Here is a 26,276-nt window from a genome sequence, read left to right as displayed (position 1 = left end):
CCGTGATCCCGAAAGGAGTGGCCGCCATGCGATTCCTGCACACCGCCGACTGGCAGCTCGGCATGACGCGGCACTTCCTCGCCGGCGAGGCCCAGCCGCGGTATTCGGCCGCCCGCCGCGACGCGGTGGCCGGTCTCGGCGCGCTGGCGGCGGAGGTGGGCGCCGAATTCGTCGTGGTGGCCGGTGATGTCTTCGAGCACAACCAGCTCTCCCCACAGGTCATCGGGCAGTCGCTGGAAGCCATGCGCGCCATCGGGATTCGCGTCTACCTGCTCCCGGGCAACCACGATCCCCTCGACGCGTCGTCGGTGTACACCAGCCCGCTGTTCACCGCCGAACGCCCCGACAACGTGGTGGTGCTCGATAGGCCCGGCGTTCATCAGGTCCGGCCGGGAGTGGAGATCGTCGCCGCGCCGTGGCGGTCCAAGTCGCCGACCACCGACCTGACCGCCGAGGTCATCGAAGGTCTCACGCGGGAACCGGTCACCCGGATTCTCGTCGCCCACGGCGGCGTTGACGTCCTCGACCCCGACCGCGAGAAACCCTCGCTGATCCGGCTCGCGAAGCTCGAGGACGCCGTCAACCGCGGCCTGCTGCACTATGTGGCGCTGGGGGACAAGCATTCACGCACGCAGGTCGGCGACAGCGGCCGGATCTGGTACTCGGGCTCACCGGAAGTCACCAACTTCGACGACGTCGAATCCGACCCCGGTCACGTGCTCGTCGTCGACGTCGACGAAGACGCCGTCGCCGTGCAGTCCCGGCATGTCGGTCGCTGGCGGTTCGCCACGATGCGACGCCAGGTGGACACCAGCCGCGACATCGCCGACCTCGACATGAATCTCGACCTGATGACCGAAAAGGACCGGACCGTCGTGCGGTTGGCGCTGACCGGTTCGCTGACGGTCACCGACCGCGCCGCGCTGGACGCGTGCCTGGACAGGTACGCGCGGCTCTTCGCGTGGCTGGGCCTGTGGGAACGCCACACGGAACTGGCCGTGGTACCCGCCGACGGCGAGTTCACCGATCTCGGCATCGGCGGGTTCGCCGCCGCGGCCGTCGAGGAGCTGGTGGCAACGGCGCGCGAGGACTCCGAGGCGGCCGTCGACGCGCAGGCCGCGCTGGCGCTGCTGCTGCGCCTGACGGATCGGGGGGCCGCGTGAAGCTGCACCGGCTGACGCTGACGAACTACCGCGGCATCGCACACCGCGACATCCAGTTCCCCGACCACGGGGTGGTCGTCGTGTGCGGCGCCAACGAGGTCGGCAAGTCGTCCATGGTCGAGGCGTTGGACCTGCTGATCGAATCGAAGGACCGCTCGACGAAGAAAGAAGTCAAGCAGGTCAAGCCGACCCACAGCGACGTCGGCTCCGAGGTCGGTGCCGAAATCAGCTGCGGCCCTTACCGATTCGTGTACCGGAAGCGGTTCCACAAGAGATGCGAGACGGAGCTGACGGTGCTGACACCGCGCCGCGAGCAGCTGACCGGCGACGAGGCCCACGAACGGGTCCGGGCGATGCTGGCCGAGACGGTGGACAACGATCTCTGGCACGCCCAACGGGTGCTGCAGGCCACGTCGACCGCCGCAGTCGATCTGTCCGGCTGCGACGCGCTGTCCCGCGCGCTCGACGTGGCCGCCGGTACGCAATCAGGCACCGACGCGGCGGCATCGCTGACCGAGCCGCTGCTGATCGAGCGGATCGACGCCGAGTACGGCCGCTACTTCACCCCGACCGGTCGTCCCACCGGCGAGTGGTCGGCCGCGATGTCCCGGCTGGCCGACGCCGAGGCCGCGGTCGCGAAGTGCGCCGCGGCGGTGGCCGAGGTCGATGACCGGGTGCGTCGCCACGCCGGGCTGACCGAGCAGGTCGCCGAGTTGCAACAACAGCGGGCCGCCGCCGGCCCCGGGCTGGTCGCCGCGCGGGCCGCCGCCGACCGGATCGCCGAACTGACCAACCACGCGCGCGAGGCCAAGCTGGTCGCCGGCGCCGCGGCTGCGACCAGCGCAGCCGCAGCCGCCGCCCATGCCGGGCGCTTGCGGCTACTCGAAGAAATCCGGAGTCGCACCGCTACCGTCGCCGCGGCCGAGGCCGAAGCGCGGGCGGCCGCCGATGCGCGGGCGACGGCGGCAACCGACGCCGACGCCTCGGCCGCCGCCGTCGAGGAAGCCGTGCAGCTCCTGACGGAACTGCAACGCCGCGCCGAATCCGCCCGCCGCGCCGTCGATCAACTCGCCGCCCGCGAGGAGGCCGACCGGTTGAACGCCCGGTTGGCCCGAATCGCGGCCATCCAGGGCGACCGCGACCGGGTCTGCGCGGAGCTCGCAGAGCCGCCGTTGATCGCCATCAACGAGGAATCGCTGCGGCGCATCGAGAACGCCGCCGCCGCCGTCGACCGCATCGGCGGCCAGTTGGCGTTGACGTCTGCCGCGGTGGAATTCACCGCCGTCACCGACATCGAGCTGGACACCGGCGACCGGCGGGTGTCGCTGCGGGCGGGCCAAAGCTGGTCGATCACGGCGACCGGCCCCACCACGGTCCAGGTGCCCGGCGTGCTGACGGCCCGGGTCACGCCCGGCGCGACCACGCTCGACGTCCAAGCGAGATACGCTGCAGCACAACAAGAGCTGACGAACGCCTTGGCGGCCGCGAACGTCGCCGACGTTGCGTCCGCGCGAGCCGCCGACCGGCGCCGCCGCGAGCTCCAGAGCAGCCGCGACCAGTTGACCGCCACCTTGGCCGGGTTGTGCGGCGATGGGGACATCGACCAACTGCGCGCCCGGCTGGCGCAGTTGCGAACCGGCCAACCGGACGAGCCCGCCATCGACGTCGCCACCGCCCGCGCCGAGCTCGACGCGGCCGAGGCGGATCGCGCCACCGCGGCCGCCGCAAGCGAGACGCGCCGGGCGGCAGCGGCCGCCGCCACCGGTCGACTCGCCGAATCATCGTCCGCCGCAGCCATTTCGCAGCACAAATTGGAGACCCAACGGAGCGAGCTGAACTCCGCGATCGCGCGCCTGGCCCAAGAGCGGGCGTCGGTCGGTGACCAGGACGTGGCCTCAGCCGCGGAGTCCCGGCAGCTGGAGGCGCGGCGCGCCGAGCGGCGGGTCACCGAGCTGGCCGATGAGCTGGCGGCCGCGGCGCCGGAGGCGGTGGCCGCCGAACTGGCCGCCGCCGAAGAAGCGGCCGAGTCGCTGCGCGACCGCTACGAAGCCGCCGCAGGCGCGTTGCGCGAGATCGATATCGAACTCTCGCTCTTTGGCCGCGAGGGGCGGCAAGGCAAGCTCGACGCGGCGCAGGCCGAGCGCGAGCAGGCGGCCAGTGAGCATTCGCGGGTCGATGCCCGGGCCCGGGCCGCGCAGCTGCTGCGCTCGGTGATGGCGCGCCACCGTGACACCACCCGGTTGCGCTACGTCGAGCCCTACCGTGCCGAGCTGCAGCGGTTGGGCCGTCCGGTGTTCGGGCCGAGTTTCGAGGTCGACGTCGACAGCGACCTGTGCATCCGCAGCCGAACCCTCAACGGCGTCACGGTGCCCTACGAATCCCTCTCGGGCGGGGCCAAGGAGCAACTCGGCATCCTGGCGCGGCTGGCCGGCGCCGCCCTGGTCGCCAAGGAGGACACCGTCCCCGTGGTGGTCGACGACGCGCTCGGGTTCACCGACCCCGACCGGCTGGCCAGGATGGGGGAGGTGTTCGACACCATGGGCGCTCACGGACAGGTGATCGTGCTGACCTGCAGCCCGGACCGGTATGACGGGGTCAAGGGTGCCCACCGCATCGATCTGACCGCTTAGCCGCTCGGGGCCGATCGCGCGCGTTTAGACTCTTTCTTCGGAACGAGAGGACCATGGACGTTCAGTGCGACTACGTCGTTGTGGGCACCGGTTCGGCGGGTGCCGTCGTGGCGAATCGGCTCAGCGCCGATCCGGCCGCGGCGGTGGTCGCGCTGGAGGCCGGGCCGCGTGACAAGAACCGGTTCATCGGAATTCCGGCGGCCTTCTCCAAGCTCTTCCGTAGCGAGGTCGACTGGGATTACCTGACCGAGCCGCAACCCGGGCTCGCCGGTCGCGAGATCTATTGGCCCCGGGGCAAGGTGCTGGGCGGGTCGTCGTCGATGAACGCCATGATGTGGGTGCGCGGATTCGCGGCCGACTACGACGAGTGGGCGGCGCGAGCGGGGCCCCAGTGGTCCGCCGCGGAGGTGCTTGGATACTTCCGTCGCATCGAGAACGTCACCGACGCCTGGCATTTCGTGAGCGGGGAGGACAGCGGCGTGACGGGCCCCGTGCGCATCTCCCGTCAACGCAGCCCGAGGCCCGCGACGGCGGCGTGGCTGGCCGCGGTGCGCGAGTGCGGTTTCCTTCCCGCGCCACCCAATTCCCCACGGCCCGAAGGCTTTTGCGAGACCGTCGTCACCCAGCGGCGCGGCTCCCGATACAGCACGGCCGACGCCTATCTGCGCCCGGCGCTGCGCCGCAAGAACCTCACCGTCCTCACCGGGGCCACTACCACCCGGGTGATCGTCGACGGGAGTCGCGCGGTCGGCGTGGAATACCGGCGCGAGGGCCAGCAACGCGTCGCTTACGCGCGCCGCGCGGTGGTGCTCTGCGGCGGCGCGATCAACACCCCGCAGCTGCTGATGCTTTCGGGCATCGGCGATCGCGAACACCTTGCCGATCACGGCATCGACACCGTCCACCACTCACCCGAGGTGGGGCGGAATCTGCTCGATCACCTGGTCACACCGATGGGGTTCGACGTGGACGGCGACAGCCTGGCCGCCGCCGAAAAACCCAGACAGTTGATCAGCTACCTGTTGGCACGCCGGGGAATGCTCACCTCCAACGTCGCCGAGGCGTACGGGTTTCTCCGCAGCCGGCCCGAGCTCGACCTGCCGGACCTCGAGCTGATCTTCGCTCCCGCCCCGTTTTATGACGAGGGCCTGCTGGCCAAGGCGCCGGGGCACGGGGTGGTGTTCGGGCCCATCCTCGTCGCCCCGGAAAGCCGCGGGCAGATCACGCTGCGCTCCGCCGACCCCCACGCCAAGCCGGTCATCGACCCGCGTTACCTCTCCGACCCCGGCGGCCTGGACCGTGCCGCGATGATGGAAGGGCTGCGGATATGCGCCCGGATCGCCGAGGCTCCCGCGCTGAAGGGCCTGCTCGGCCCCATCGCGCGACCGCTTGGCTGCACCGAACTCAACGAGGCCACGCTCGAGTTGGCGCTGAGCACCTGCTCGCACACCCTGTATCACCCCCTGGGCACCTGCCGCATGGGCAGCGACGAGGCCAGCGTGGTGGATCCCGAGCTCCGGGTCCGGGGCGTCGACGGTCTGCGGGTCGCCGACGCCTCGGTGATGCCCGGCACCGTTCGCGGGCACACCCACGCGCCGTCGGTGCTGATCGGGGAAAAAGCCGCCGATCTGATCCGCGGGTGAACCCCGCCGGCGCTTGCCCCGGGCATCAGCCGGGTACCCCTGGCACCATGGCGGGGCGATACCTATGACGATGACCGCGAAACGGCGCCGCGCACAAGAGAAGCTGGCCGCCCTGCCGGGTGTCCGCTGCGTGCGAAGGCCGGTGTCGCCGCACAGCTCTCAACGGTTCGATCTCTACTACGTGCGCACCGGCCGCAAGTCCGCCCATCCGCTGGTGATCATCCCGGGCGGTCCGGGGGTGGCGTCGGTGCAGATGTACAGGGGGCTGCGGCGCCGCGCCGCCGCCGCCGGCCTCGACGTCATCATGGTCGAGCATCGCGGCGTGGGAATGTCGCGCCACGACGACGACGGCGCCGACCTCCCGCCGCACGCGCTCACCGTGAATCAGGTCGTCGACGACGTGGCGGCCGTGCTCGACGACGCCAGGGTGGACTCCGCCGTCATCTACGGGACGTCGTACGGCAGCTACATCGCGGCCGGGGTCGGCGTGCGCCACCCCGTGCGGGTGCACGCGATGGTCCTCGACTCGCCGCTGCTCTCCCGCCACGACATCGTGATCGTGCGCCGCGCGATCCGCCGGCTCCTGCTCAAGGGCGACACCCCCGAAACCGCCCTACTGGCACCCAAAATCCGCAAGCTCGTCGATGCCGGTGTGATGACCGCCGCGGCAACGCAGGTCGTCGCAACGATCTACGGCTACGGCGGCCCGGCCCTGCTGAACCGGCAGCTCGACCTGCTGCTCGACGGACGAAAGTTACTGTGGTCGGCCATCTCTCAGTTCGCCATCCTCTCCAACCTGCCATACCGCTACGAGGAGGACCTGGTGAGCCGCATCGCGTTCCGCGAACTCGACTACGCCGCCGAACCCGACGGCCTGCCGCTCGACCCGGCCGTGGCCGAACGCGAAACGCGCACTCAGCGGGTCACTTTCGAGGACGAGCCGTATGACCTGCCCGCCGAAATGCCAAAATTCAACTGGCCTACGGCGGTGATTTCCGGCGGCCGCGATCTCATCACCCCGCCGCCGATCGCCCAGCGGGTGGCGTCGCTGATTCCCGGCGCGACGCTGTTGACTCTTCCCACGATGGCGCACAGCGCACTGGACTTTCGCGAGCCGGCGGCGCTGGCCATCGCCGGCGCGGTGTGCCGGGGCGAGCTCGACGGGCTGGCCGCCCAGGCGCCGGCGCTGGATGCGCTCCCGCCGCGGCCCGGAATTCGCTTGCTGTGGAAGGCGATCGAGGTGGCCGCCATCGCCGAGGGCGCCCTGCCGGCCTTGCCCACCGTGCCGGGCGTCAGGCTGCTGCGGCGCCGGTTCAGCTCCGCATGAACCCGATCGCGGTGTAGTTCAGGTCGGCGAGACCGACCGCGCCGAAGTTGGCCAGTGTGCTGCGCACCGCGACATCGCCGGGGGATTGGGTCAGCGGCAGGCTGAATCCCTCGGCCCAGATGAGCTTGTCGACGTCGTTGGCCAACGCCCGCGCCTTGCCCGGATCGAGCTCTTCGAGTGTGCGCTCGATCGCGGCGTCGATCTCCGGGCTGCCGATCTTGCCGAAGTTGCTTGCGCCGTCGGACTGGTAGATCTGAGTCAGCGACGAGAGCGGGAACGCGTCGCCGAGCCAGCCGAACTGCGCGATATCGAAGGCCCCGACATTGATGTAGTTGGTGAAGAAGCCGCTGCCGGACCTCGCGACGAGCTCGAGCTTGACCCCGATCTGGGCGAGGCTGTGCTGCGCGATCTGCGCGAAGACCCGGCTGCCTTGCGCGTCGTAGAACAAATCGCGGATGACGAGCTGGCGACCGTCCTTCTCGCGGAACTGGCCGTTGAGCCTCCACCCCAACCCGTCCAGTTCCCGGCTCGCCTCGGCCGGGTCGTAGGGGACGATGGCGCTGTTGTCCTGGTAGCCCTCCTGCCCCGCGACGTAGATGTGGTTGTTCAGCGCCACCGGGTTGCTGGTGAGCCCGTACTGGACGACCCTGGCGATGGTCTGCCGGTCGATGCCCTTGGATACTGCGACCCGCAGCGCCTTGTCCTCCAGGATCGCCCCGTGGGCACCGTTGAACGTGAAGTGCGACCAGCTGGGCGCGGGCGCGCGGCGGATCGAAATGCCCTTGGTGCGTTGGGCGATCGTCAGCTGGTCCACCGTGCCGATCCCGGTGGCGTCGATCGTGTTGTTCTGCAGCGCCGGCAGCCGGGCGGCGTCATCGAGCACGAGATAGGTGATGCTGTCCAGGCGCGGCCTTGCGCCCCACCATTTCGGGTTGCGGGTCAACACGATTCGCTGCGTGGTCCGGTCCAACGAGGATACGACGAACGCACCGGCCGACGGGCCGGGCCCGTCGAGCTGGCCCTTGTTGAAAGCCTCGGGCGTGGAGGTCATGCTGGCCGGCAGCAGCATGCCGTTGCCGGCGAACATGCCGCGCCACTCGGCGTACGGCTTGGCGAAAGTCATGACGGCCTGCCGGTCGTCCACCCCCCGGGTGACCGACGCGACCCGGTCCGCGCCGCCGGGTCCGGCGATCTCGAAGGTCTTGTCGGCGCCGCTGAGAGCGTGGATCTGGCTGTCGATGTCGCGCCAGGTGATCGGCGTGCCGTCGGACCACACGGCTTTCGGGTTGATGGTGTAGGTGACCACCTGCGGGTTGGTCCCGGTGAGCTCGACGCTGGTGAAGTAGTCGGTGTCGACGGTCGTCGAGCCGTCCGGCCCGATGACGAACGCGCGCGGCAGGGTCGCCTTCACCAACCCGGCGACCTCGGCCGAGTTGCCGTCGATGCTCAGGATGTTGAAGTTCGGCGGAAAGTCGCTGAGCGCCAACCGCAGGTCGCCGCCGTCTCGCAGCGTGGCGGGGTCCCGCGGATTGACGTCGCTGGTGGTGCCGATCGACGCGTTGTTGCCCGCCGAGGGCGCCAAGTCGATGGCCGGCGAGCACCCGGTGAGCGCCAAGGCGGCGACCACCGCCAGGCTCAAAACCTTGCGCCCGCTAGACATACTTCCCCGGATCCGGTTGCGGCACCGCGCCCAGCAGCTGCCGCGTGTAATCGTGCCGCGGATTGCGGAACAGCTCCTCGCTGTCGCCCTGCTCCACGATGGTGCCGGCGTGCATCACCGCCACCCGGTGGGCCAGGTGTTTGACCACCGAAAGGTCATGGGAAACAAACAGATACGACAGGCCGAACCGCTCTTGCAGGTCGAGCAGCAGGTTGATGATGCCGGCCTGGATCGAGACATCGAGCGCGGACACCGGTTCGTCGAGGGCCAGGATCCTGGGCTGCAGCGCAAGCGCCCGCGCGATGCCGATGCGCTGCTTCTGGCCGCCGGAGAACTCAGCGGGGTAGCGGGTCGCGTCCGCGCGCCGCAAGCCCACGATGTCGAGCAGCTCGGCCACCCGCGCGAAGGTGGCGCTCTTGCTGAAGCCGTTGGCGCGCAACGGTTCGGCGATCAGCTCGAAGACGGGCAGCCGCGGGTCCAGGGACGCCACCGGGTCCTGGAACACGACCTGGATGTCGCGGCGCAGCGCTCGCCGGCCCGCCGCGGTCAACGACGCCACATCGCTGCCCAGCACCTCGATCGACCCCGACTGCGGCGCAACCAGTTCCAGGATCTCGTGCAGCGTGGTCGACTTGCCCGAGCCGGACTCACCGACGATGCCCAGGGTGCGGCCCTGCCGCAGCTCGAAGCTGATGCCGTCGACGGCGCGGACCTCGCCGACGGTCCGGCGCAACACCACGCCCTTCGTCAGCTTGTAGGTCTTGACCAGGTCGCGCACCCGCACGACGACGGGTGTGTCGCCGGCCGGCGCCGCGTGGGCCGAGGTGTTGACCCCGTAGATGTCCGCGGCGCTGCGCTCGCCGACCTGGTCGGTGCGGATGCACGCCGCCCGGTGGTCCACGCCGACCTCGATCAATTCCGGCTCCGCGGCGCGGCATTCGTCGATCACCAGCGGGCAGCGCGGCGCGAACGGGCAGCCCGGCTCGAGCCCGACCAACGACGGCGGCGCGCCGGGAATGGGCACCAGCCGGGTGCCCTGGGCGGCGTCCAACCGGGGAACGGACCCCAACAGCCCCACGGTGTAGGGCATCTGGCGGCCGCGGTAAAGCTCGGCCACGCCGGCGAATTCGACGACGCGGCCAGCGTACATCACCAGCGCCCGGTCGGCGAACTCGGCGACCACGCCGAGGTCGTGGGTGATGATGAGCACCCCGGCGCCGGTGACATCGCGGGCGGTCCTGAGCACCTCGAGGATTTGGGCCTGCACCGTGACGTCCAGGGCGGTCGTCGGTTCGTCGCAGATCAACAGGTCGGGGTCGTTGGCGATCGCGATCGCGATGACGACCCGCTGCCGTTCGCCGCCGGACAGCTCATGCGGAAAGGCGCGGGCTCGGCGCTCCGGCTGCGAGATGCCCACCAGCTCAAGCAGTTCCTCCGCGCGGCGGCGCGCCGCTTGGCGGCCCACGCGCGGCTGGTGGACCTCGATGGCCTCGGCGATCTGGTCACCGACGGTGTAGACCGGCGTCAGCGCCGACATCGGGTCCTGGAACACCATGCCGACCGCCTTGCCGCGGAACCGCGACATCGCTTCGTCGCCGAGCCCCAGCAGCTCGGTGCCGTGCAACCGGACCGAGCCGCGCACCTGCGCGTATTCCGGCAGCAGTCCCACCACCGCCATCGCCGAGACCGACTTGCCCGAACCCGACTCGCCGACCATGGCCACCACCTCGCCGGGGTCGATGCGGTAGCTGATGCCCCGCACCGCGGTCACCGGCTGGCCGTCGGTCGGAAAGTAGACCGCGAGGTCGGTCACTTCGAGCAGCGGGCTCATCGGGCGCCGCCCCGCGCCATCCCGCTGCCCGGGTCGAGCGCGTCGCGCAGCCCGTCGCCGGTCAGGTTGGCGCACACCAGGATCAGCACCAGGACCCCGGCCGGAAACAGGAACACCCACGGGAAGGTGGTCGCGGACTGGGTGCCGTTGGCGATCAGCGTGCCCAGCGACACGTCGGGCGGTTGAATGCCGAAACCCAGGAAGCTCAGTCCGGTTTCGGCCAGGATGGCCGACGCGACGTTGAGCGCGGCGTCGATGATCAGGATGGACGCGACGTTGGGCACCACGTGGCCGACGATGATCCGGCGGCTGGACACCCCCATATAGCGTGCGGCGCGGATGAATTCGCGCTCGCGCAGGCTCATGGTCATGCCGCGAACCATGCGCGAGCTGATCATCCAGCCGAAGGCGGCCAGCAGCAGCACGAGCAGCAGGACGCTGGACGACTTCTTGACCCGCGGCGTGAGGATGGCGATCAGGATGAAGCTGGGCACCACCAACAGCAGGTCGACCACCCACATCAGCACCCGGTCCCGCCAGCCGCCGAAATAGCCGGCGATGGACCCGACGGTGGCGGCGATGCCGGTGGAGATGAACGCCACGCAGACACCGATCAGCATCGACTTCTGCATGCCCCGCAGGATCTGCGCCAGCAGGTCCTGGCCCAGCGCGTTGGTGCCCAGCCAGTGCCGGGTGTTGGGCGGCTGCAGCAGCGCGTTGAAGTCGAGGTCGTCGTAGGAGTAGGGCAACAGCGACGGCAGCGCGTAGCAACCGACGAACAGCAGCGCCAGCAGTGTCAGCGACGCCACCGCGAGGCGGTTGCGGGCAAACCTGCGCAGCACCAGGCTGCGCCGCGAGGCGAACTCCACCACATCGGCACTCGGAACCCCATGCGCCGCAGACACTTCAGGGCTCAACTGCGTCGCTCTCCCCCTCGCCGCTTCGCGGCTGGGAGTTGCCCCCACCTCATCGCTTCGTCCCCCTCGCCGCTGCGCGGCCGGGGGTGCCCCCACTGCATCGTCGCCGGCGCGCGTCATGACACCCGGACCCTCGGGTCGAGCGCCGCGTAGAAGATATCGGAGAGCAAGCCCGCCAGCAGCACCACCGCGCCGGAGAACAGGGTGATCGCGGCGATGATGTTGGTGTCCTGGGTGGAAATGCCCTGCACCAGCCATTCGCCCATGCCGTGCCAGCCGAAGATCTTCTCGACGAACACCGCGCCGGTGACCAGCCCGGCCACCCCGTAGGCGAACAGCGTCGCCAGCGGTATCAGCGCGGTGCGCAGCCCGTGTTTGAGCAGCGCGCGCCGACGGGTGAGGCCCTTGGCGCGGGCGGTGCGGATGAAATCCTGGCCGAGGACGTCGAGCATGGCGTTGCGCTGATAGCGGCTGTATCCGGCGGCGGCCATCAGCGCCAGCGTCAGCGTGGGCAGGATCAAATGCCGCAACCGGTCGAGCAACTCGTGCCCGGCACCCACCACGCCCGGCGACGTCTCGCCGGTGTAGTCGAACAGTTGAATGCCGAGGGCCCAGTTCACCCGCAGCGCGCCGAGGATCAACAGGTTGGCGATGACGAACGACGGGGTGCTGAGCACGAGCAGCGCGAGCATGGTGACGATGCGGTCACTGAGCCGGTACTGGCGGATCGCGCCCCACGCCCCCGCCACGATGCCCAGCACGGTGCCCACCACGGAGCCAACGACCAGCAGCCGCAGGGTCACCCCGACGCGGCGCCACAGCGTGGCGCCGACGGGTTGGCCGGTGATGGTGGTGCCGAAGTCGCCGCGGACCACGTGCGAGGCCCAGTGCGCGTAGCGGATCGGGATCGGTTGGTCCAAGCCCAGCGCGTGGGCCTTGGCGTCGATGACGGCCTGCGGCGGGCGTGGATTGCGCTGCAACAGGCTGTCCAGCGGCGAAAAGGCCATCGAGGTCAGGCAATAGGTCAGAAACGATGCCAGCGCCAGCAGCACGACATAGTTGAGCAGCCGGCGCGCCAGAAACCGGATCATGCCCGACCGAGCCGCCCGTTCCGCATTGGGACAGGTTAACGAGCGGACGACGGCCCGGCAGGTTCGCGTCGGGTTGTGTCCGCCCGCCGGGGGTGCCGGTGCCCGTCGCGCTTGTTCGCCCTGCACCGACCTGGCCGCCCCACAGCGCGGATTGTCGTAGGTGGACAAACGAACACACCCAACCCAGCCGTTACCCGAGTGACAGGTGGGACATCGGGGGACCCGAAATGCATCCCTGATTTTTACCCGTGAACTCCCGCTGGCCGGTTGTTAGGATCCACCGCGCACCGACCGATCCAGGAGGCTTGCGTGACCGTTACCGACGAATACCTGGCCCACAACGCTCAATACGCGAGCGGCTTCAAGGGGCCGCTGCCGATGCCGCCGAGCAAACACGTCGCGGTGGTCGCGTGCATGGACGCCCGGCTCGACGTCTACCGCCTCCTCGGCCTCAACGAGGGGGAGGCCCACGTCATCCGCAACGCCGGCGGCGTGGTCACCGACGACGTCATCCGCTCGCTCGCCATCAGCCAGCGGCTGCTGGGGACCCGGGAGATCATCCTGATCCACCATTCGGACTGCGGGATGCTCACGTTCACCGACGACGACTTCAAGCGCGCCATCCAGGAGGAGACCGGGGTGAAACCGCCGTGGGCGGCCGAGGCCTTCCCCGACCCGGACGAGGACGTCCGGCAGTCGCTGCGCCGCATCGAGAACAGCCCGTTCGTGACCAAGCATGTGTCACTGCGCGGCTTCGTCTTCGACGTCGCCACCGGCAAGCTCGACGAGGTCACCCTCTAACCCACCTTGTAGGTCGCCAGGGCCTTGGCGACCAGCGTGCCCGCCGGGTCGATGATCTCGGCCTCGCAGTTGACCAGCGACCGGCCCCGCCGCAGCACCCGGCCCACCCTTCTTGGCGCGATGCGCCGGATCCCTGTCACCCGCGCCAAAACATTGACACCGGCGGTGCCGGCTGGTTGCATAGACGGCAATGACCGTAAAGATGGTCAATTCGATCGGATTTATCAAGTAAACGCTCGAGGTAGCCGATGACCAGCGCTGTGAACGCGGCCCCCGCCGCCGGCCAGTACGAGTTGAGCCACCTTCGCTCGCTGGAGGCCGAGGCGATCCACATCATCCGGGAGGTGGCGGCCGAGTTCGAGCGGCCGGTGCTGTTGTTCTCCGGCGGCAAGGACTCCATCGTCATGCTGCACTTGGCGCTCAAGGCGTTCCGCCCCGGGCGGCTGCCGTTCCCGGTGATGCACGTCGACACCGGCCACAATTTCGACGAGGTGATAGCCGCCCGCGACGAACTGGTCGCCGAGTCGGGGGTGCGGCTGGTGGTGGCGTCGGTGCAGGAGGACATCGACGCGGGCCGCGTTGTCGAGACGATCCCGTCGCGCAACCCGATCCAGACCGTGACGCTGCTGCGCGCCATCCGGGAGAACAAGTTCGACGCCGCGTTCGGCGGGGCGCGCCGTGACGAGGAGAAGGCGCGCGCCAAGGAGCGGGTGTTCAGCTTCCGCGACGAGTTCGGCCAGTGGGACCCCAAGGCGCAGCGGCCCGAGCTGTGGAATCTTTACAACGGCCGGCACCACAAGGGCGAGCACATCCGGGTCTTCCCGCTGTCTAACTGGACCGAGTTCGACATCTGGTCCTACATCGGCGCCGAGAAGGTCAAGCTGCCGTCGATCTATTTCGCGCACCGCCGCAAGGTGTTCAGCCGCGACGGCATGCTGCTGGCGGTGCACCGGCACCTGCAGCCTCGCGCCGACGAGCCGGTGTTCGAGGCGACGGTGCGCTTTCGCACCGTCGGCGACGTCACCTGCACCGGATGCGTGGAATCGGAGGCCGCCACCGTGTCGGAGGTCATCGCCGAGACGGCGGTGTCCCGGCTGACCGAGCGCGGGGCGACCAGGGCCGACGACCGCATCTCGGAGGCCGGGATGGAAGACCGCAAACGGCAGGGCTACTTCTGATGACGACGTTATTGAGGCTGGCCACCGCAGGCTCCGTCGACGACGGCAAGTCCACCCTGATCGGGCGCCTGCTCTACGACTCCAAGGCCGTGATGGAGGACCAGTGGGCGTCGGTGGAACGGGCGTCGGAGGAGCGCGGTCACGACTACACCGACCTGGCGCTGGTCACCGACGGCCTGCGGGCCGAGCGCGAACAGGGCATCACCATCGACGTCGCCTACCGCTATTTCGCCACTCCCAAGCGGAAATTCATCATCGCCGACACGCCGGGCCACATCCAGTACACCCGCAACATGGTGACCGGCGCGTCGACCGCTCAACTGGTGATCGTGCTCGTCGACGCCCGCCACGGCCTGCTGGAGCAGTCCCGCCGGCACGCGTTCCTGGCCTCGCTGCTGGGTATCCAGCACATCGTGCTCGCGGTCAACAAGATGGACCTGATCGACTGGGACAAAGAGAGATTCGAGTGGATCCGCGACGAGTTCTACGCCTTCGCGGCGCGGCTGGATGTCCAGGACGTGGCCACCATCCCGATCTCCGCGCTCAACGGCGACAACGTGGTGACCAAGTCGGACAACGCGCCGTGGTACGAGGGGCCGGCGCTGCTGTCGCACCTCGAGGAGGTCTACATCGCCGGTGACCGCAACCTGGTCGACGTGCGGTTCCCGGTGCAATACGTCATCCGGCCGCATACCCACGAGCACCAGGACCACCGCAGCTACGCCGGCACCGTGGCCAGCGGGGTGATGCGTCCCGGCGACGAGGTGGTCGTGCTGCCCATCGGCAAGACCACCCGGATCACGGCGATCGAGGGCGCAGGCGGCCCTGTGCAGGAAGCATTTCCGCCGATGGCGGTCTCGGTGAGCCTCGCCGACGACATCGACATCTCGCGTGGCGACATGATCGCGCGCGCCCACAACCAGCCCAGGGTCGCGCAGGAGTTCGACGCGACCGTGTGCTGGATGGCCGACAATTCGGCGCTGGAGCCCGGCCGCGACTACCTCATCAAGCACACCACCCGAACCACGCGCGCGCGGGTGACCGCGCTGGAGTACCGGCTCGACGTCAACACCCTGCATCGTGACAAGGCCGCAACGGCGTTGCAGCTCAACGAACTTGGCCGCATTTCGCTGCGCACCCAGGTTCCGCTGCTGCTGGACGAGTACACCCGCAACTCCAGCACCGGCTCGTTCATCCTCATCGACCCGAACACCAACGGCACGGTGGCGGCGGGCATGGTGTTGCGTGACGTCTCGACGCAGGCGGCGAGCCCGAATACCGTGCGGCACAAGTCCCTCGTCGGCGCCGGCTCCCGGCCACGGGGCAGGACGATCTGGTTCACCGGCCTGTCGGGCTCCGGGAAATCGACGGTGGCCATGCAGGTCGAACGGCAGCTGCTCGAAAGTGGTTCTCCCGCTTACGTTCTCGACGGTGACAACCTGCGCCACGGCCTGAACGCCGACCTCGGCTTTTCCATGGCCGACCGCGCGGAGAACCTGCGCCGGCTGGCGCACGTGGCGGCGCTGCTGGCCGACTCCGGCCAAACCGTGCTGGTGCCGGCGATCAGCCCGCTGGCCGAGCATCGCGAACTGGCGCGCAAGGTCCACGCCGAAGCCGGCCTGGAGTTCTTCGAGGTCTTCTGCGACACCCCGCTCGATGACTGCGAGAAGCGCGATCCCAAGGGGCTATACGCCAAAGCGCGCGCCGGCGAGATCGCGAACTTCACCGGCATCGACAGCCCGTATCAGCAACCCGAGCATCCGGACCTGCGGCTCACGCCGGATCGCGGGGTCGACGAGCAGGCGCAGCTGGTGATCGACCTGCTCGAGTTGCGCCCCTAAGCCGCGCAGGCGGCCGGTGGCACAATCCTCACATGCGGATGTCGGCCAAGGCGGAGTACGCGGTGCGCGCGATGGTCCAGCTCGCGACGGTCGACGCCGGCACGCTGGTGACGACCGACGAATTGGCCCAGGCCCAGGGCATACCGCCGCAATTCCTCGTCGACATCCTCACCAACCTGCGCACCGACCGCCTGGTGCGAAGCCATCGCGGTCGCGAGGGCGGCTACGAACTGGCCCGTCCCGGAAGCGAGATCAGCATCGCCGATGTGCTGCGCTGCATCGACGGCCCGCTGGCCAGCGTCCGCGACATCGGGCTCGGTGACCTGCCGTACTCCGGGCCCACCGCGCCGTTGGCCGACGTCTGGCGTGCGCTGCGGGCAAGCATGCGCTCGGTCCTGGAAGAAACGACCCTGGCCGACGTCGCGGCCGGCACCCTGCCCAAGCACGTCGCACAAATGGCCGATGACTATCGGGACCAAGAACATGTGCGGCACGGCTCACCGCGCGCCGGCGATTAGCCGTCCGAGCCGTAGGGCCGGGTCAGGATCTCCATGGCATGGCCGGAGGGATCCGGGAAATACACCCCGCGGCCGCCGTCCCGGTGGTTGATCTCGCCGGGCCTTTGGGCACCCGGGTCCGCCCAGTGCTGCAGGCCACGCGATTGGATCTTGCCGTAGATGGCGTCGAAGTCCTCTTCGGAGACCAGAAACGCGTAGTGCTGGCGCCGGATTTCCTCGCCCTCGGGGATATCGGCGAAATCGAGACTGGCATCGTGATCGAGTGCGACGACCATGAAGCGACCGAACGGTTTCGGGCTGGGCAGGCCGAACAGCCCGGCGAGGAATTCGGCGGACTCTCGCTTGTCGCGTGAGGCGACGATGGTGTGGTTGAAACTGATGGTCATAGTTCCTCTTTACCCCTCCCAACGCCTCTCGCGAGCGCGCATGTTTGTACGGCGACACGCCGTACAGGCTGACATTCTGCGCACCCTCGCGAACGGCCGCGCCGCTACTTCGGCGCCGTGAGCTCCAGCGCGATGTTGTCCGGGTCGCGAAACTCCAGGATGTACGACGGCCCAATGTCTTTGATGGGCTCGTGCCCGACGCCGACTTCGTCGAGATGGGCCGCCGCGGCGTCCAATTCGGCCTTGCTGCCGACCCGGAAAGCGATGTGGTCGAGGCCGACGCGATCCTCGTCGAAGCGGTCGGTCGCGACCGGCCGCAGCCCCAGCAACGTGCCGCCGAGGTCGTAGACGACGCCGCCGAAGAGGAAGCCGAACTGGTTGCGAGTGGCTTCGTCGGCGTTCTCGGGGACCTCCAGCAGCACCGGCCAACCGAAGACGCTCTCGTAGAACTGCCGGGACCGCTCGATATCGGTGACGGTCAGCCGGACGTGCGCGATGGAGGTGCTGGTGAAACCCATCTGCTTCATGCTGCCAGAATCGCGTCTGTGCAGATAGCGATGACGATGCCGGTAATGGAACCGGACCTGGACGCGGCGGTGCTCGAAAACTGGGCCCGCGCGATCGACGAGGGTCCGTTCTCGTCGCTGTGCTGGGGCGAGCGGATCGCGTTCGACAACCCGGACAACCTGACGCTGCTCGGCGCGCTGGCCGCCTGGACCAACCGGGTGCGGCTGCTGACGACCGTGATCGTGCCCCAACTGCACGACCCGGTGATGCTGGCCAAGGCGCTGGCCACCGGCGACATGCTGTGCGGCGGGCGGCTGGCGGTGGGCATCGGCGTGGGTGGCAGGCACGAGGACTATCACGCCGTGGGCGCCGACCCGGCGACGCAGACGATGCGCGGCATGGCCGAACGTGTGGCGGTGATGAAACGGGTGTGGGCCGGCGAAAAGCTCACCGAGTCGGTGCTGCCCGTCGGGCCGGCCCCGGTCCAGGCCGGCGGTCCGCCGCTGTTCGTCGGCAGCATCGGGCCGAAGACGATCCGCAGCGCCGCGGCGTGGGCCGACGGGCTGGCCGGCACCACGCTGGACCTCGACGTCGCCAAGCAGAACGAGCTGTTCGATGTGGCGCGCGAGGCGTGGGCGCAGGCCGGCCGGCCCCAGCCCCATCTCGTGACGTCGTTCTGGTTCGCGTTCGGCCCGCCCGAGCGGGCCCGCGCCCAGGTGCATCGCCACCTGCGGCGCTACATGAACTGGATACCGGCCAAGTACGTCGACGCGATGGCGCCCATGACCGGCTGGGCCGGCGGCGAAGACGAGCTGCTGGCGGTGCTGCGCAAGTTCGAGGGCATCGGCGCCGACGAGGTTCAGCTCATCCCGACGAGTCCGGACCTCGGCCAGCTGCGTCGCGCGGCCGACGTGGCGGGGCAGATTTAGGCGAGAAGGCGCTCACCGCCGACCTCCGTTGCTGAGGCTGCCCCTTGCGCAGCGTCGCCAGCTTCCAGCGTGATCGCTGGCTGGGGCGGCCACCCGACGTCCTAAGCGTCTTGCGGCGGATTGTCGGCTGCCAGCCAAACAAAGACCGAGCGCCTCGCACGATTCTTCCTCATAGTGATAATTTACGGTCTCGTAAATCGGTCGAAACCCTACCAAATAGATCCGGGTCGGTCATGCTTATGCCCGACAGTCAAGAAGCGGCTGAATGGGAGTACAGATGTCGTATGTGATTGCAGCGCCGGAGACGTTGGTCGCGGCGGCGTCGGATGTGGCGGGCATCGGCTCGTCGATCAGCACGGCCACCGCGGCTGCGGCGGGCTCGACCACCGGGGTGGCGGCTGCCGCCGGTGATGAGGTCTCGGCGGCGATCGCGTCGCTGTTTTCCAGCTACGGTCAGGCTTATCAGGCGCTGAGTGCGCAGGCGGCGACGTTTCATGCCGAGTTCGTGCAAGCGTTGGGTGGCGCGGGCGGCTTCTATGCGGCCGCTGAGGCGGCGAATGGCTCCCCGCTGCAGGCCGCGGCGGCAGAGTTGCAGGGCCTGGCTGCCCTGGGGGGCGCGAACACCAACGGCCTCGGCAACAACGGCAGCTCCAACCTGGGCGGCGGAAACTTCGGCAACACCAACGTGGGCACCGGAAACATCGGCTCCTCCAACGTGGGAAGCGGGAACTTTGGCTCCTCCAACGTGGGAAGCGGGAACGTTGGCGGCAACAACGTCGGCTTTGGGAACACCGGCAGCAACAACACGGGCTTGGGGAACCTCGGCAACGGAAACCTCGGCTTTGGGAACAACGGCAGCAACGACATCGGCTTCGGGCTCACCGGCAACAACATGACGGGTGTCGGCCAGCTGAATTCCGGCACCGGAAATATCGGCTTCGGGAACTCGGGTAACAACAACATCGGGTTCTTCAACTCGGGTAATAACAACGTGGGCTTTTTCAACTCGGGCACTGGTAACTTCGGCTTCTCGAACTCGGGCAACACCAACACGGGGTTCTGGAACTCGTACGACATCAACACCGGCTTCGGAAACTCGGGTGGCGGCAACATGGGCTTTGCAAACTCGGGTGGCGCCAACATGGGCTTCGGGAACACCGGCAACTTCAACATGGGCTTCGGGAACGCGGGCGTCGACAACACGGGAAGCTTCAATTCGGGCGACTTCAACACGGGGTGGGGAAACTCGGGCGACACCAACACGGGCTTCTTCAACTCGGGCAACCTCAACACGGGTTTCGACAGCTCGGCCACTCAAACTGGTCCGAACTCGGGCTTCGGAAACACGGGCGTCGGGAACTCGGGCTTCTACAACCAGGGCCTCTATAACTCGGGCTTCTGGAACTCGAACACGGGCATCGGCTGCCACAAGACGGGCTTCTTCAACTCCGGCAGCGGCATGTGGGACACCGGCGTCGGGAACTCGGGCAGCGGCAACATCAACACGGGCTTCTTCAACTCGGGCAGTGGCGGCTGGAACTCGGGCTTCTTCAACTCGGGCAGTGACGGCTGGAACTCGGGCTTCTTCAACTCGGGTGATAACCAGTCGGGTTTCTTCGGGCTCTTCGACGCTGCACCGGAGGCTTAGTTCATGTCGCGGTTTCAGTTGCTTTCTGATGCGGGGTAACCGCCGCCCCAGCCCGCGCCGGCCTCGGCAACTCGCGAGGTCTGGGGCCGGTTACGGCTGGGCATCAGCGATTCGCGTTTAGGCTGCGGTGTCGGACGGTCGGGGATGGTCGGCGGGTGCGGGATCGCCGACCTTTTTTCCTTCCAAAGCGCAGCGCCGCATACGACGTATCGCCAGGCGCGTCAGATCGTATATGTCCGCTGACTGCTTTTGCGACTTGGTGCTCCATTGGCGCCTCGCATTGTTGAAGTCGTGGAGCGTAAAGTACCCGGCTCAGCCGGCGGCAAACTACTTGAGGCAACGGGTTTCACAGGGCGCCTAGCCCGCGCCGGCCCCGGCAACCCGTTTGCGTCACTAGTAAGCGAAGCTGGTCGATGGGTCCAGAGACTTGTCGGCGCTGTGTCCACTGCCGCCAGTGCCACCGCCGGAACCACGGCTGCGTTCAACCCAACACGCCAAACCTAAACCAGCCGGCGTTTGCGACGGGCAAGCCAAAAATAGTCACCGCGCATCCGCCCAGCAATGGAGTAGTCAACTACTCTGGGCGGCCATCTCCGCCGCGCCGCAGACTGTCGAGGTTCCGCCCAATAGAGGAGGCAGCGGTGTTTAGGCAGAATTATGATGTTGACCGCGAATACCAGCTAATGATGAGAAGCCTGTATCTATTCACGGCCACGTTCACCTTGATTCTCGTCGTGATGCTAGTCGTAGGTTGGCCGGCGGTCCCGTAATTTTTACTCGCCGGTTCAGGAGCGAGTGGGACTCATAGCAAAGCCGCGTCGTCGCCGGCGACCGAATGCACAATCCGCGACGTTCTTAAACGGCTGGCCGGATATTCGCCTTTGGCCCAAGCTGAAGGTCGTTCAGCGGATGTTGGGGGAACGCTCGGATCTTTTCGACGACGACCTCACCGCAGTTGCCGAGAAGTTAGACGAAAGTGCGGGCAAAACACGAACTGGACACCGGCCGGCAGCGAGGACGGGCTGCTGGCGGTGCTGCGCAAGTTCGAGGGCATCGGCACCGACGAGGTTCAGCTTACGAGTGCAGAACTCGACCAGCTGCGGCGCGCCGCCGACGTGGCGGAACAGCTTTAGGCGAGAAGGCGCTCACCGCCGACCTCGGGCTGCTGGGGAGGCTGGCCCTTGCGCAGCGTCGCCAGCAGCTCGCGGTACGGGCCGACGAGGTAGACGGTGTCGCCGGCACACAGTCGCGCGTCGCGTCGCGGGTGCAGCTGGACCGGTGCGTCCTCCCGGGTGATCGCGATGACGCGGGTGTGGGTGGACAGTTCGAACATCCGGAGGCCGTCGAGTTCGCTGTGGGCCGCCACGTGCATTCCGCCCACCATGAACGAGCGCTGCCCGACCCAGAACGTGCCGAGCACCTGCAGGCCCATGGCGGCGCCGATGAACCACGGTGCGGCCAGTTCGACGGTCGAGCGAACGTGTTCGAAGCCGAACCGCTGTGCCACGCCGGCGCCCAGGGCACGGTCGAATATGCGCAGCACGAGCGGCACATCGTGACGGACGACTTCGGGCATCACCCGGGGCCCCAACATCTCTCGCAGCACGATGCCGGTCTCGATATTGACCATGTCGTCCTGGGTCAGCACGGCGACCGCGCGGGCGTGCTCCGCGCGGGCCGACTCCAGGGTCTGGCGCAGCGTGGCGTCCCCGAAGACCACGGGCACCTCGAGGTCGGCTGCCGTCGACAGGAAGCGGTTGTTCTCGTCCCGCTCGATGACCGCGACGTCGTATCCGGCCGCGACCAGATCCGCGACGACGCGGCTGCCGAACGAACCCAGCCCGACCACGACGATGTGGTTGCGCAGGTGGCGCGCCTGCCGGCGCCCGGCCGAGTAGGCGAAGCGGCGTGACAGCAGCAGGTCGGCGATGAACGCGACCAGAAGCGCGGTCGTGATCACCCCGGCGAACATCAACATGATGCTGAACAGCCGCAGCCAGGTGGGCTGGTGCAGGAAGCTGAAGTCGCCGTAGCCGACGGTCGCGATCGTCTCGGTGCTGAAGTACAGCGCATCGACCCACGTCATCCCCGGATGGGGCTGGTAGCTGAACCGCAGCACGATCGTCGAGCCGATCAACAAGCCCACCGCGGCGGCCAGCGCGCGGAAGAACATCGGGTTGACGTCGTTGCGCAGGGTCCGGACCGCGTCGAACGCCCGCCTTAGCTGGGGCGGGCGGGTGCGCACGCGGGTCGGCCGGGGGATCTTGATGCCCAGGTCGGCCAGCTCGGCGGGGGTGCCGATCATCGCGGTCCAGTCACCGGCGTGCACCTGCAGGTCACGGCCCGGACATGCCACCAGCTCGCCGGGGGTGGGGGAGTTCGGGCCGCCGATCACCGCCACCGGCGCCAGATCGCCGTAGATCTCGCGCAGGGTGCCGTCCCGGGGTGCTTCGGCGTCGGAGACGACGAACTTGATGCCGGCCGCCTCGAACGGGTGCGTGCTGTAGGCCAGGCACGCCTCGACCACCGACGGCGCGGCGAGGTCGGCGACGTCGAGAATCGCCCCGGGGCCGTTGTCGTCGGCCACCGCTTCGCGGAGGACGTCATTGGCCAGCCGTGCGACCACGCGCACCCTTGGGTTGGCTTTCCTTGCCAGCAAGGCGATTTCGAGGTTTATCGCATCGTCGTCGCCGGCGCAGACGACTGCGACCGCGCGATCGGCCTCGACGTGGGCGAGCTCGGCGGGGCTATTGAGCTTGACGACGCTGACGCCGGCGTTGTTCAGCTCCTCGATGATCGTCGTGGCGAGCGCGTCGTCACCGCTGACGATGATGTGTCGTCGCATGCTAGCGCGGCGGATCGCTGTCTTGAGGTGTCACCGATGCATTATCGCCGCCGGCGCGCGAAGATACGAGTTCGCGCCGCTTTGCTTACCTCGCCGAAACATCGGCTTGCCGCGCCGGCGCACGGGAGATTCGCCGAGAGTGCCAGCTGAGCCGTTGCGCCGCAACAGAAGTCGCGGGTATGACATACTCGGGCCATGCCAACAGCGCGGCGCGGCCACGCCAGCATCAACATCGCCGCAGCCCCGGATGCCGTGTACGACCTGATCGCCGACGTCACCCGGATGGGTGAGTGGAGCCCGGAGTGTTACCGCTGCGAATGGCTGGACGGGGCAACCGCCGCGGCCCCGGGCGTGCGGTTTCGCGGGTACAACCGGCTCGGTCGCATGCGCTGGGCGCGAACGGCGGTGGTCAACACGGCCGACCGTGGCCGCGAATTCGGCTTCACCACCGTCAACGACGGTGCCGGCCGCGAGGAAACGCGTTGGCGCTACACCATGGAGCCGTCGGCGTCGGGGACGTTGCTCACCGAGTCGTTTGATTTCCTTTGGTGCTCGGTTGCCAACCGGCTCGCCGAGGCGCTTGTCCCACGCGGACGTCAGGTCAGCCGCGGCATCGAGGAGACCTTGCGGCGCATCAGGCGCGCCGCCGAGGCCTGACTAGAGGACCTTGACGTCGGAAGGGGACCAGAACGCCCGCATCGAGGTGATCCTGGCGTCCTCGTCGAACACCATGTGCGAGATGGGCGAGATCCGGGTGCGGCTTCCGCCCGCGTCGAGCGTGAGGTGCCACAGGAACGCGGCCTCGCTGCCGCCGACCCGCAATTCGGCCAGTTCGGTTTCCTTCTTGGCGTCCTGGAACCCCGCATAGAACTCATGGATGGAGTCGTGGCCGCGCCGGATGTCCGATCCGATCGGATCCTCGACGGTGGCGTCGGCCGCGTAAAGGGTGAGGATCTCGTCCGCGGTGCCGTCGGCAACGAGCTCGAGGTAGCGATTGACGGTGTGCGCGATGGCTTCCTGAGAGGGCATGGCTTCGGACGCTACTCCTGGCCTTGATACTGGCGGTGTGCCTTTCATCGAACGCGTGGCGTCCCGCGAGATCTACCGGAACCGCTGGCTGGTGATCCGAGAGGACGACATCCGTCGTCCCGACGGCAGTCTCGGGATCTACGCCGTGGTGGACAAGCCGACGTACGCGCTGGTGATGCCGTACGACGGCAACCGCTTCCAGCTCGTGGAGCAGTTCCGCTATCCTCTCGGCGCACGGCGCTGGGAATTCCCGCAGGGCAGCGCTCCGGATCTTCTCGACGCCGAGCCGTCCCAGTTGGCCGAACGGGAGTTGCGCGAGGAAACCGGGCTGCGCGCGACCTCGTTCGAGGCGCTGGGCCTGGTGGATGTTGCCGCCGGTATGACGAGTCAGCGCGGGTGGGTGTTCCTGGCCACCGGCATTGTCGAGGGCGAAGCGGATCGCGAACACGAGGAACAGGACATGCGCAGCGCGTGGTTCTCGCGCGAAGACGTCGAGCAGATGATCCGTAGCGGGGTGATCGCCGACGCGCAGTCGATCGCCGCCTACGGCCTGTTCCTGCTGCGGGAGCGATGACCTGACGAAGCGTCACCTCGACTGAGCGGTAAGACCGGCCGCGGCCCTGATCTCCCGGCGCGCCGCGGTGCGGTCGGCGTCGGGAAATGTGTAGTGGCTCAGCGCCGTTCGCGCGATGGCGCCGGCGAGGTCACGTGGGTCCACCGATGTGGCAAAGGCGCCCTCGCGGGCGCAGCGCTGCAAAACCGCCACCAACCCGTCGGCGAGCATCGGCAACGCTTGGGCCATCTGTTCGTGCGCGAACGTCGGCTCGAGGTCGAGCAGCCACCCGGGCGGCTGGGCCTCGACGAAGGTCGCGATGACGTCGACCGCGGCCTCTAATCGCGCGACCCCGACGACGCCGGACATCGCGTCGTCCATCGCGGCGTTGAAGCGCCGGCGCTCGCGTTTTCCCAGCGCGTCGATGAGCTCTTCTTTGGACGCGAAGTAGCGGTAGATGGTGGGCCGGGAAACCCCGGCCCGCGCCGCCACGTCCGAAAGCGACAACTTGCGGGCCCCCGTCCGGAACACGAGCCGCTGGGCCGCGTCGAGGATCCGGTCGGCCAGATCCACCACAGCACCCCCTACAGCTTGCCGAGATCGCGCAGCCAGGAGATCAGCAGTCGCAGGCCGTCGTCGAAGGACATGGGCGCATAACCGAGGCGCCGGGTCGTCAGGTTGTCGGTTGCCCTGGGTTTGCGGTGGCTCTTCGCCGCGGCCTCGGCGATGGCCATCAGGGTGGGCCCGAACTCGGCGGTCAACGCCTCGGGATCGTCGCGGTAGTCGAGATCCTCGACGCGATGGTCGATTCCGGCGATCTCACACGCGCGATTGATGCCACCGGCCGTGCTGAAGGTCTCCTCGGGGCGACCGACCAACAGGTAGCGCTCACCGGCCACCCCCTTGTCCAACGCTGCGATCGAGCCCTTCGCGACGTCGGCCCCCGCCACCCACGTCACTGGAAAAGCCAGATAGCGCTTGATCTTTCCGCGCATCCCGGCCAGCAACACCCGGTTGAAGCTGGTGCGATGCAAGGCGCGCTCGACGACCACGCCGGGCCCGAAGATCGCGCCCGGATGACACGTCAGCACGTCGTCGCCCGCGGCGGCGCGCTCGTGTGCGTCCACAAACGCGGCCAGCTTGGTGACGGTATACGGGTCACCCGGTGGGTGCCGCAGCACGGGCGCCTCTTCGAAGTCGGCGCCGGTGCTCAGATCGAGGAACGTGGCGGTGCTCAGGGCGACCACCCGGCGCATGCCGTGCGCTTTGGCCGCGTCCAGGACGTTCTTGGTGCCGACCGTGTTGACAGCCTTGAAGTCGTCCAGGTCCTGACTCGCGCCGCCCAGCAGCGCGGCGCAGTGAATGGCCGCCTCGGCGCCCTTGGACGCGCGAAGCACGTCGTCGGCGTCCCTGATGTCGCCCTTGACCAGTTCCACACCGATTTCGGCGAGCGCAGCGGCCTCGTCGGGATTGCGCACCAGGGCGCGCACGCGGTCGCCCCGCTCGATCAACTGCCGGCACACGTTGCCGCCGGTCTGCCCGGTCGCGCCGGTGACGAAGATCGCGCTGGTCATGGCGGCCTCCCGGCTGATTACATAAGAAACATATTTAGTAAAGACTGTAAACCGTGAAGTGGCGTTGTTCTATATTCGGCTCCATGACACTCGATCCGGCCAGCGTTCTTCTGACCGACCGTGTCGCGGTGGTCACCGGCGGTGGCGCGGGCATCGGTCGCGGCATCGCGGCAGGGCTGAAGGCCTTCGGCGCGCGCGTCGCGAT

General features: G+C 68.3%; 22 protein-coding genes and 3 pseudogenes. 14 read left to right on the top strand and 11 right to left on the bottom strand.

Annotated features, from left to right (window positions below; translation table 11 throughout):
• The first annotated feature begins 26 nt into the window (after positions 1–26).
• From VMD50_RS18010 to VMD50_RS17995, 4 genes are all read left to right on the top strand, one after another.
• A complete protein-coding gene (locus tag VMD50_RS18010; protein WP_325429216.1) occupies positions 27–1,163 on the top strand; it encodes a metallophosphoesterase family protein in 1,137 nt (378 codons plus the stop codon).
• A complete protein-coding gene (locus VMD50_RS18005; RefSeq protein ID WP_325429214.1) occupies positions 1,160–3,793 on the top strand; it encodes an AAA family ATPase in 2,634 nt (877 codons plus the stop codon). The genes VMD50_RS18010 and VMD50_RS18005 overlap by 4 nt, the downstream gene beginning before the upstream one ends.
• A 53-nt stretch (positions 3,794–3,846) precedes the next feature.
• On the top strand, positions 3,847–5,436 hold the full coding sequence (locus tag VMD50_RS18000) for a GMC family oxidoreductase (RefSeq protein ID WP_325429212.1): 1,590 nt from the start codon (positions 3,847–3,849) through the stop codon (positions 5,434–5,436).
• A gap of 64 nt (positions 5,437–5,500) precedes the next feature.
• Positions 5,501–6,763 (top strand): alpha/beta fold hydrolase, encoded by a 1,263-nt coding sequence (locus VMD50_RS17995; RefSeq protein ID WP_325429210.1) that lies wholly within the window; start codon positions 5,501–5,503, stop codon positions 6,761–6,763.
• Here the strand turns inward: VMD50_RS17995 and VMD50_RS17990 are convergent.
• The 4 genes from VMD50_RS17990 to VMD50_RS17975 form a co-directional block, all read right to left on the bottom strand.
• Positions 6,750–8,423 carry an ABC transporter family substrate-binding protein gene (locus VMD50_RS17990; protein WP_325429208.1) on the bottom strand — a complete coding sequence of 558 codons (1,674 nt, stop codon included), beginning with the start codon at positions 8,421–8,423 and terminating at the stop codon, positions 6,750–6,752. The genes VMD50_RS17995 and VMD50_RS17990 overlap by 14 nt on opposite strands.
• A complete protein-coding gene (locus tag VMD50_RS17985; RefSeq protein ID WP_325429206.1) occupies positions 8,416–10,254 on the bottom strand; it encodes an ABC transporter ATP-binding protein in 1,839 nt (612 codons plus the stop codon). The genes VMD50_RS17990 and VMD50_RS17985 overlap by 8 nt, the downstream gene beginning before the upstream one ends.
• Positions 10,251–11,126, bottom strand: a complete 876-nt coding sequence (locus tag VMD50_RS17980; protein ID WP_325429247.1) for an ABC transporter permease — start codon at positions 11,124–11,126, stop codon at positions 10,251–10,253. Before VMD50_RS17980 ends, VMD50_RS17985 begins: the two co-directional genes overlap by 4 nt.
• Positions 11,127–11,287: 161 nt before the next feature.
• Positions 11,288–12,262, bottom strand: coding sequence for an ABC transporter permease (locus tag VMD50_RS17975; protein WP_325429205.1), 975 nt, complete (start codon positions 12,260–12,262; stop codon positions 11,288–11,290).
• Between the two features lie 309 nt (positions 12,263–12,571).
• Between VMD50_RS17975 and VMD50_RS17970 the strand changes: the two genes are divergently transcribed.
• The gene (locus VMD50_RS17970) at positions 12,572–13,063 is read left to right on the top strand and encodes a beta-class carbonic anhydrase (protein ID WP_325429203.1); all 492 of its coding nucleotides are present in this window, start codon (positions 12,572–12,574) and stop codon (positions 13,061–13,063) included.
• On the opposite strand, the pseudogene VMD50_RS17965 reads toward VMD50_RS17970, so the two are convergent.
• Positions 13,060–13,170, bottom strand: a pseudogene (locus tag VMD50_RS17965) (PaaI family thioesterase); the annotation flags it as partial. The gene VMD50_RS17970 and the pseudogene VMD50_RS17965 overlap by 4 nt on opposite strands.
• A gap of 141 nt (positions 13,171–13,311) precedes the next feature.
• Between VMD50_RS17965 and cysD the strand changes: the two are divergent.
• Genes cysD through VMD50_RS17950 form a run of 3 tightly spaced genes read left to right on the top strand, consistent with a single transcriptional unit; the run spans position 13,312 to position 16,600 of the window.
• Positions 13,312–14,241 carry a sulfate adenylyltransferase subunit CysD gene (gene cysD, locus VMD50_RS17960; protein ID WP_414686106.1) on the top strand — a complete coding sequence of 310 codons (930 nt, stop codon included), beginning with the start codon at positions 13,312–13,314 and terminating at the stop codon, positions 14,239–14,241.
• Positions 14,241–16,082, top strand: a complete 1,842-nt coding sequence (gene cysC / locus VMD50_RS17955) for an adenylyl-sulfate kinase (protein WP_325429201.1) — start codon at positions 14,241–14,243, stop codon at positions 16,080–16,082. The genes cysD and cysC overlap by 1 nt, the downstream gene beginning before the upstream one ends.
• A 32-nt stretch (positions 16,083–16,114) precedes the next feature.
• The gene (locus VMD50_RS17950; protein ID WP_325429199.1) at positions 16,115–16,600 is read left to right on the top strand and encodes an Rrf2 family transcriptional regulator; all 486 of its coding nucleotides are present in this window, start codon (positions 16,115–16,117) and stop codon (positions 16,598–16,600) included.
• On the opposite strand, the gene VMD50_RS17945 is transcribed toward VMD50_RS17950, so the two are convergent.
• Positions 16,597–16,986: a VOC family protein gene (locus VMD50_RS17945; RefSeq protein ID WP_325429196.1), complete on the bottom strand. Its 390-nt coding sequence runs from the start codon at positions 16,984–16,986 to the stop codon at positions 16,597–16,599. The genes VMD50_RS17950 and VMD50_RS17945 overlap by 4 nt on opposite strands.
• A gap of 104 nt (positions 16,987–17,090) precedes the next feature.
• Positions 17,091–17,504, bottom strand: coding sequence for a VOC family protein (locus VMD50_RS17940; RefSeq protein ID WP_325429245.1), 414 nt, complete (start codon positions 17,502–17,504; stop codon positions 17,091–17,093).
• Positions 17,505–17,543: 39 nt separating this feature from the next.
• On the opposite strand from VMD50_RS17940, the gene VMD50_RS17935 reads away from it, so the two are divergent.
• From VMD50_RS17935 to VMD50_RS17925, 3 genes and pseudogenes are all read left to right on the top strand, one after another.
• Complete coding sequence (locus tag VMD50_RS17935) at positions 17,544–18,422, top strand: LLM class flavin-dependent oxidoreductase (RefSeq protein WP_325429194.1); 879 nt, start codon at positions 17,544–17,546, stop codon at positions 18,420–18,422.
• 277 nt (positions 18,423–18,699) lie between these two features.
• Entirely contained in the window at positions 18,700–20,070 is a 1,371-nt protein-coding gene (locus VMD50_RS17930; protein ID WP_475447779.1) for a PE domain-containing protein, read from the top strand.
• 1,004 nt (positions 20,071–21,074) lie between these two features.
• A pseudogene (locus VMD50_RS17925) lies at positions 21,075–21,203 on the top strand (LLM class flavin-dependent oxidoreductase); the annotation flags it as partial.
• Here the strand turns inward: VMD50_RS17925 and VMD50_RS17920 are convergent.
• On the bottom strand, positions 21,200–22,915 hold the full coding sequence (locus VMD50_RS17920; protein ID WP_325429190.1) for an NAD-binding protein: 1,716 nt from the start codon (positions 22,913–22,915) through the stop codon (positions 21,200–21,202). The pseudogene VMD50_RS17925 and the gene VMD50_RS17920 sit on opposite strands and share 4 nt — an antisense overlap.
• A 195-nt stretch (positions 22,916–23,110) precedes the next feature.
• On the opposite strand from VMD50_RS17920, the gene VMD50_RS17915 reads away from it, so the two are divergent.
• Positions 23,111–23,572, top strand: a complete 462-nt coding sequence (locus tag VMD50_RS17915; RefSeq protein ID WP_325429188.1) for an SRPBCC family protein — start codon at positions 23,111–23,113, stop codon at positions 23,570–23,572.
• Here the strand turns inward: VMD50_RS17915 and VMD50_RS17910 are convergent, their stop codons facing one another.
• Positions 23,573–23,944 (bottom strand): nuclear transport factor 2 family protein, encoded by a 372-nt coding sequence (locus tag VMD50_RS17910; protein WP_325429186.1) that lies wholly within the window; start codon positions 23,942–23,944, stop codon positions 23,573–23,575.
• Between VMD50_RS17910 and VMD50_RS17905 the strand changes: the two genes are divergently transcribed.
• Positions 23,943–24,518 carry an NUDIX hydrolase gene (locus VMD50_RS17905; protein ID WP_325429184.1) on the top strand — a complete coding sequence of 192 codons (576 nt, stop codon included), beginning with the start codon at positions 23,943–23,945 and terminating at the stop codon, positions 24,516–24,518. The two genes, VMD50_RS17910 and VMD50_RS17905, sit on opposite strands and share 2 nt — an antisense overlap.
• A gap of 12 nt (positions 24,519–24,530) precedes the next feature.
• Here VMD50_RS17905 and VMD50_RS17900 read toward each other — a convergent pair whose 3' ends face one another.
• Positions 24,531–25,070, bottom strand: coding sequence for a TetR/AcrR family transcriptional regulator (locus VMD50_RS17900; RefSeq protein ID WP_325429182.1), 540 nt, complete (start codon positions 25,068–25,070; stop codon positions 24,531–24,533).
• A gap of 11 nt (positions 25,071–25,081) precedes the next feature.
• Positions 25,082–26,071, bottom strand: coding sequence for an NAD-dependent epimerase/dehydratase family protein (locus VMD50_RS17895; protein ID WP_325429180.1), 990 nt, complete (start codon positions 26,069–26,071; stop codon positions 25,082–25,084).
• Between the two features lie 83 nt (positions 26,072–26,154).
• Between VMD50_RS17895 and VMD50_RS17890 the strand changes: the two are divergent.
• A pseudogene (locus VMD50_RS17890) lies at positions 26,155–26,276 on the top strand (oxidoreductase); the annotation flags it as partial.

Source organism: Mycobacterium sp. (assembly GCF_035506235.1).
Lineage (GTDB): Bacteria > Actinomycetota > Actinomycetes > Mycobacteriales > Mycobacteriaceae > Mycobacterium.
Note: the sequence above shows the minus strand (reverse complement) of the source record. Positions and strands in the feature narration are given on the sequence as shown.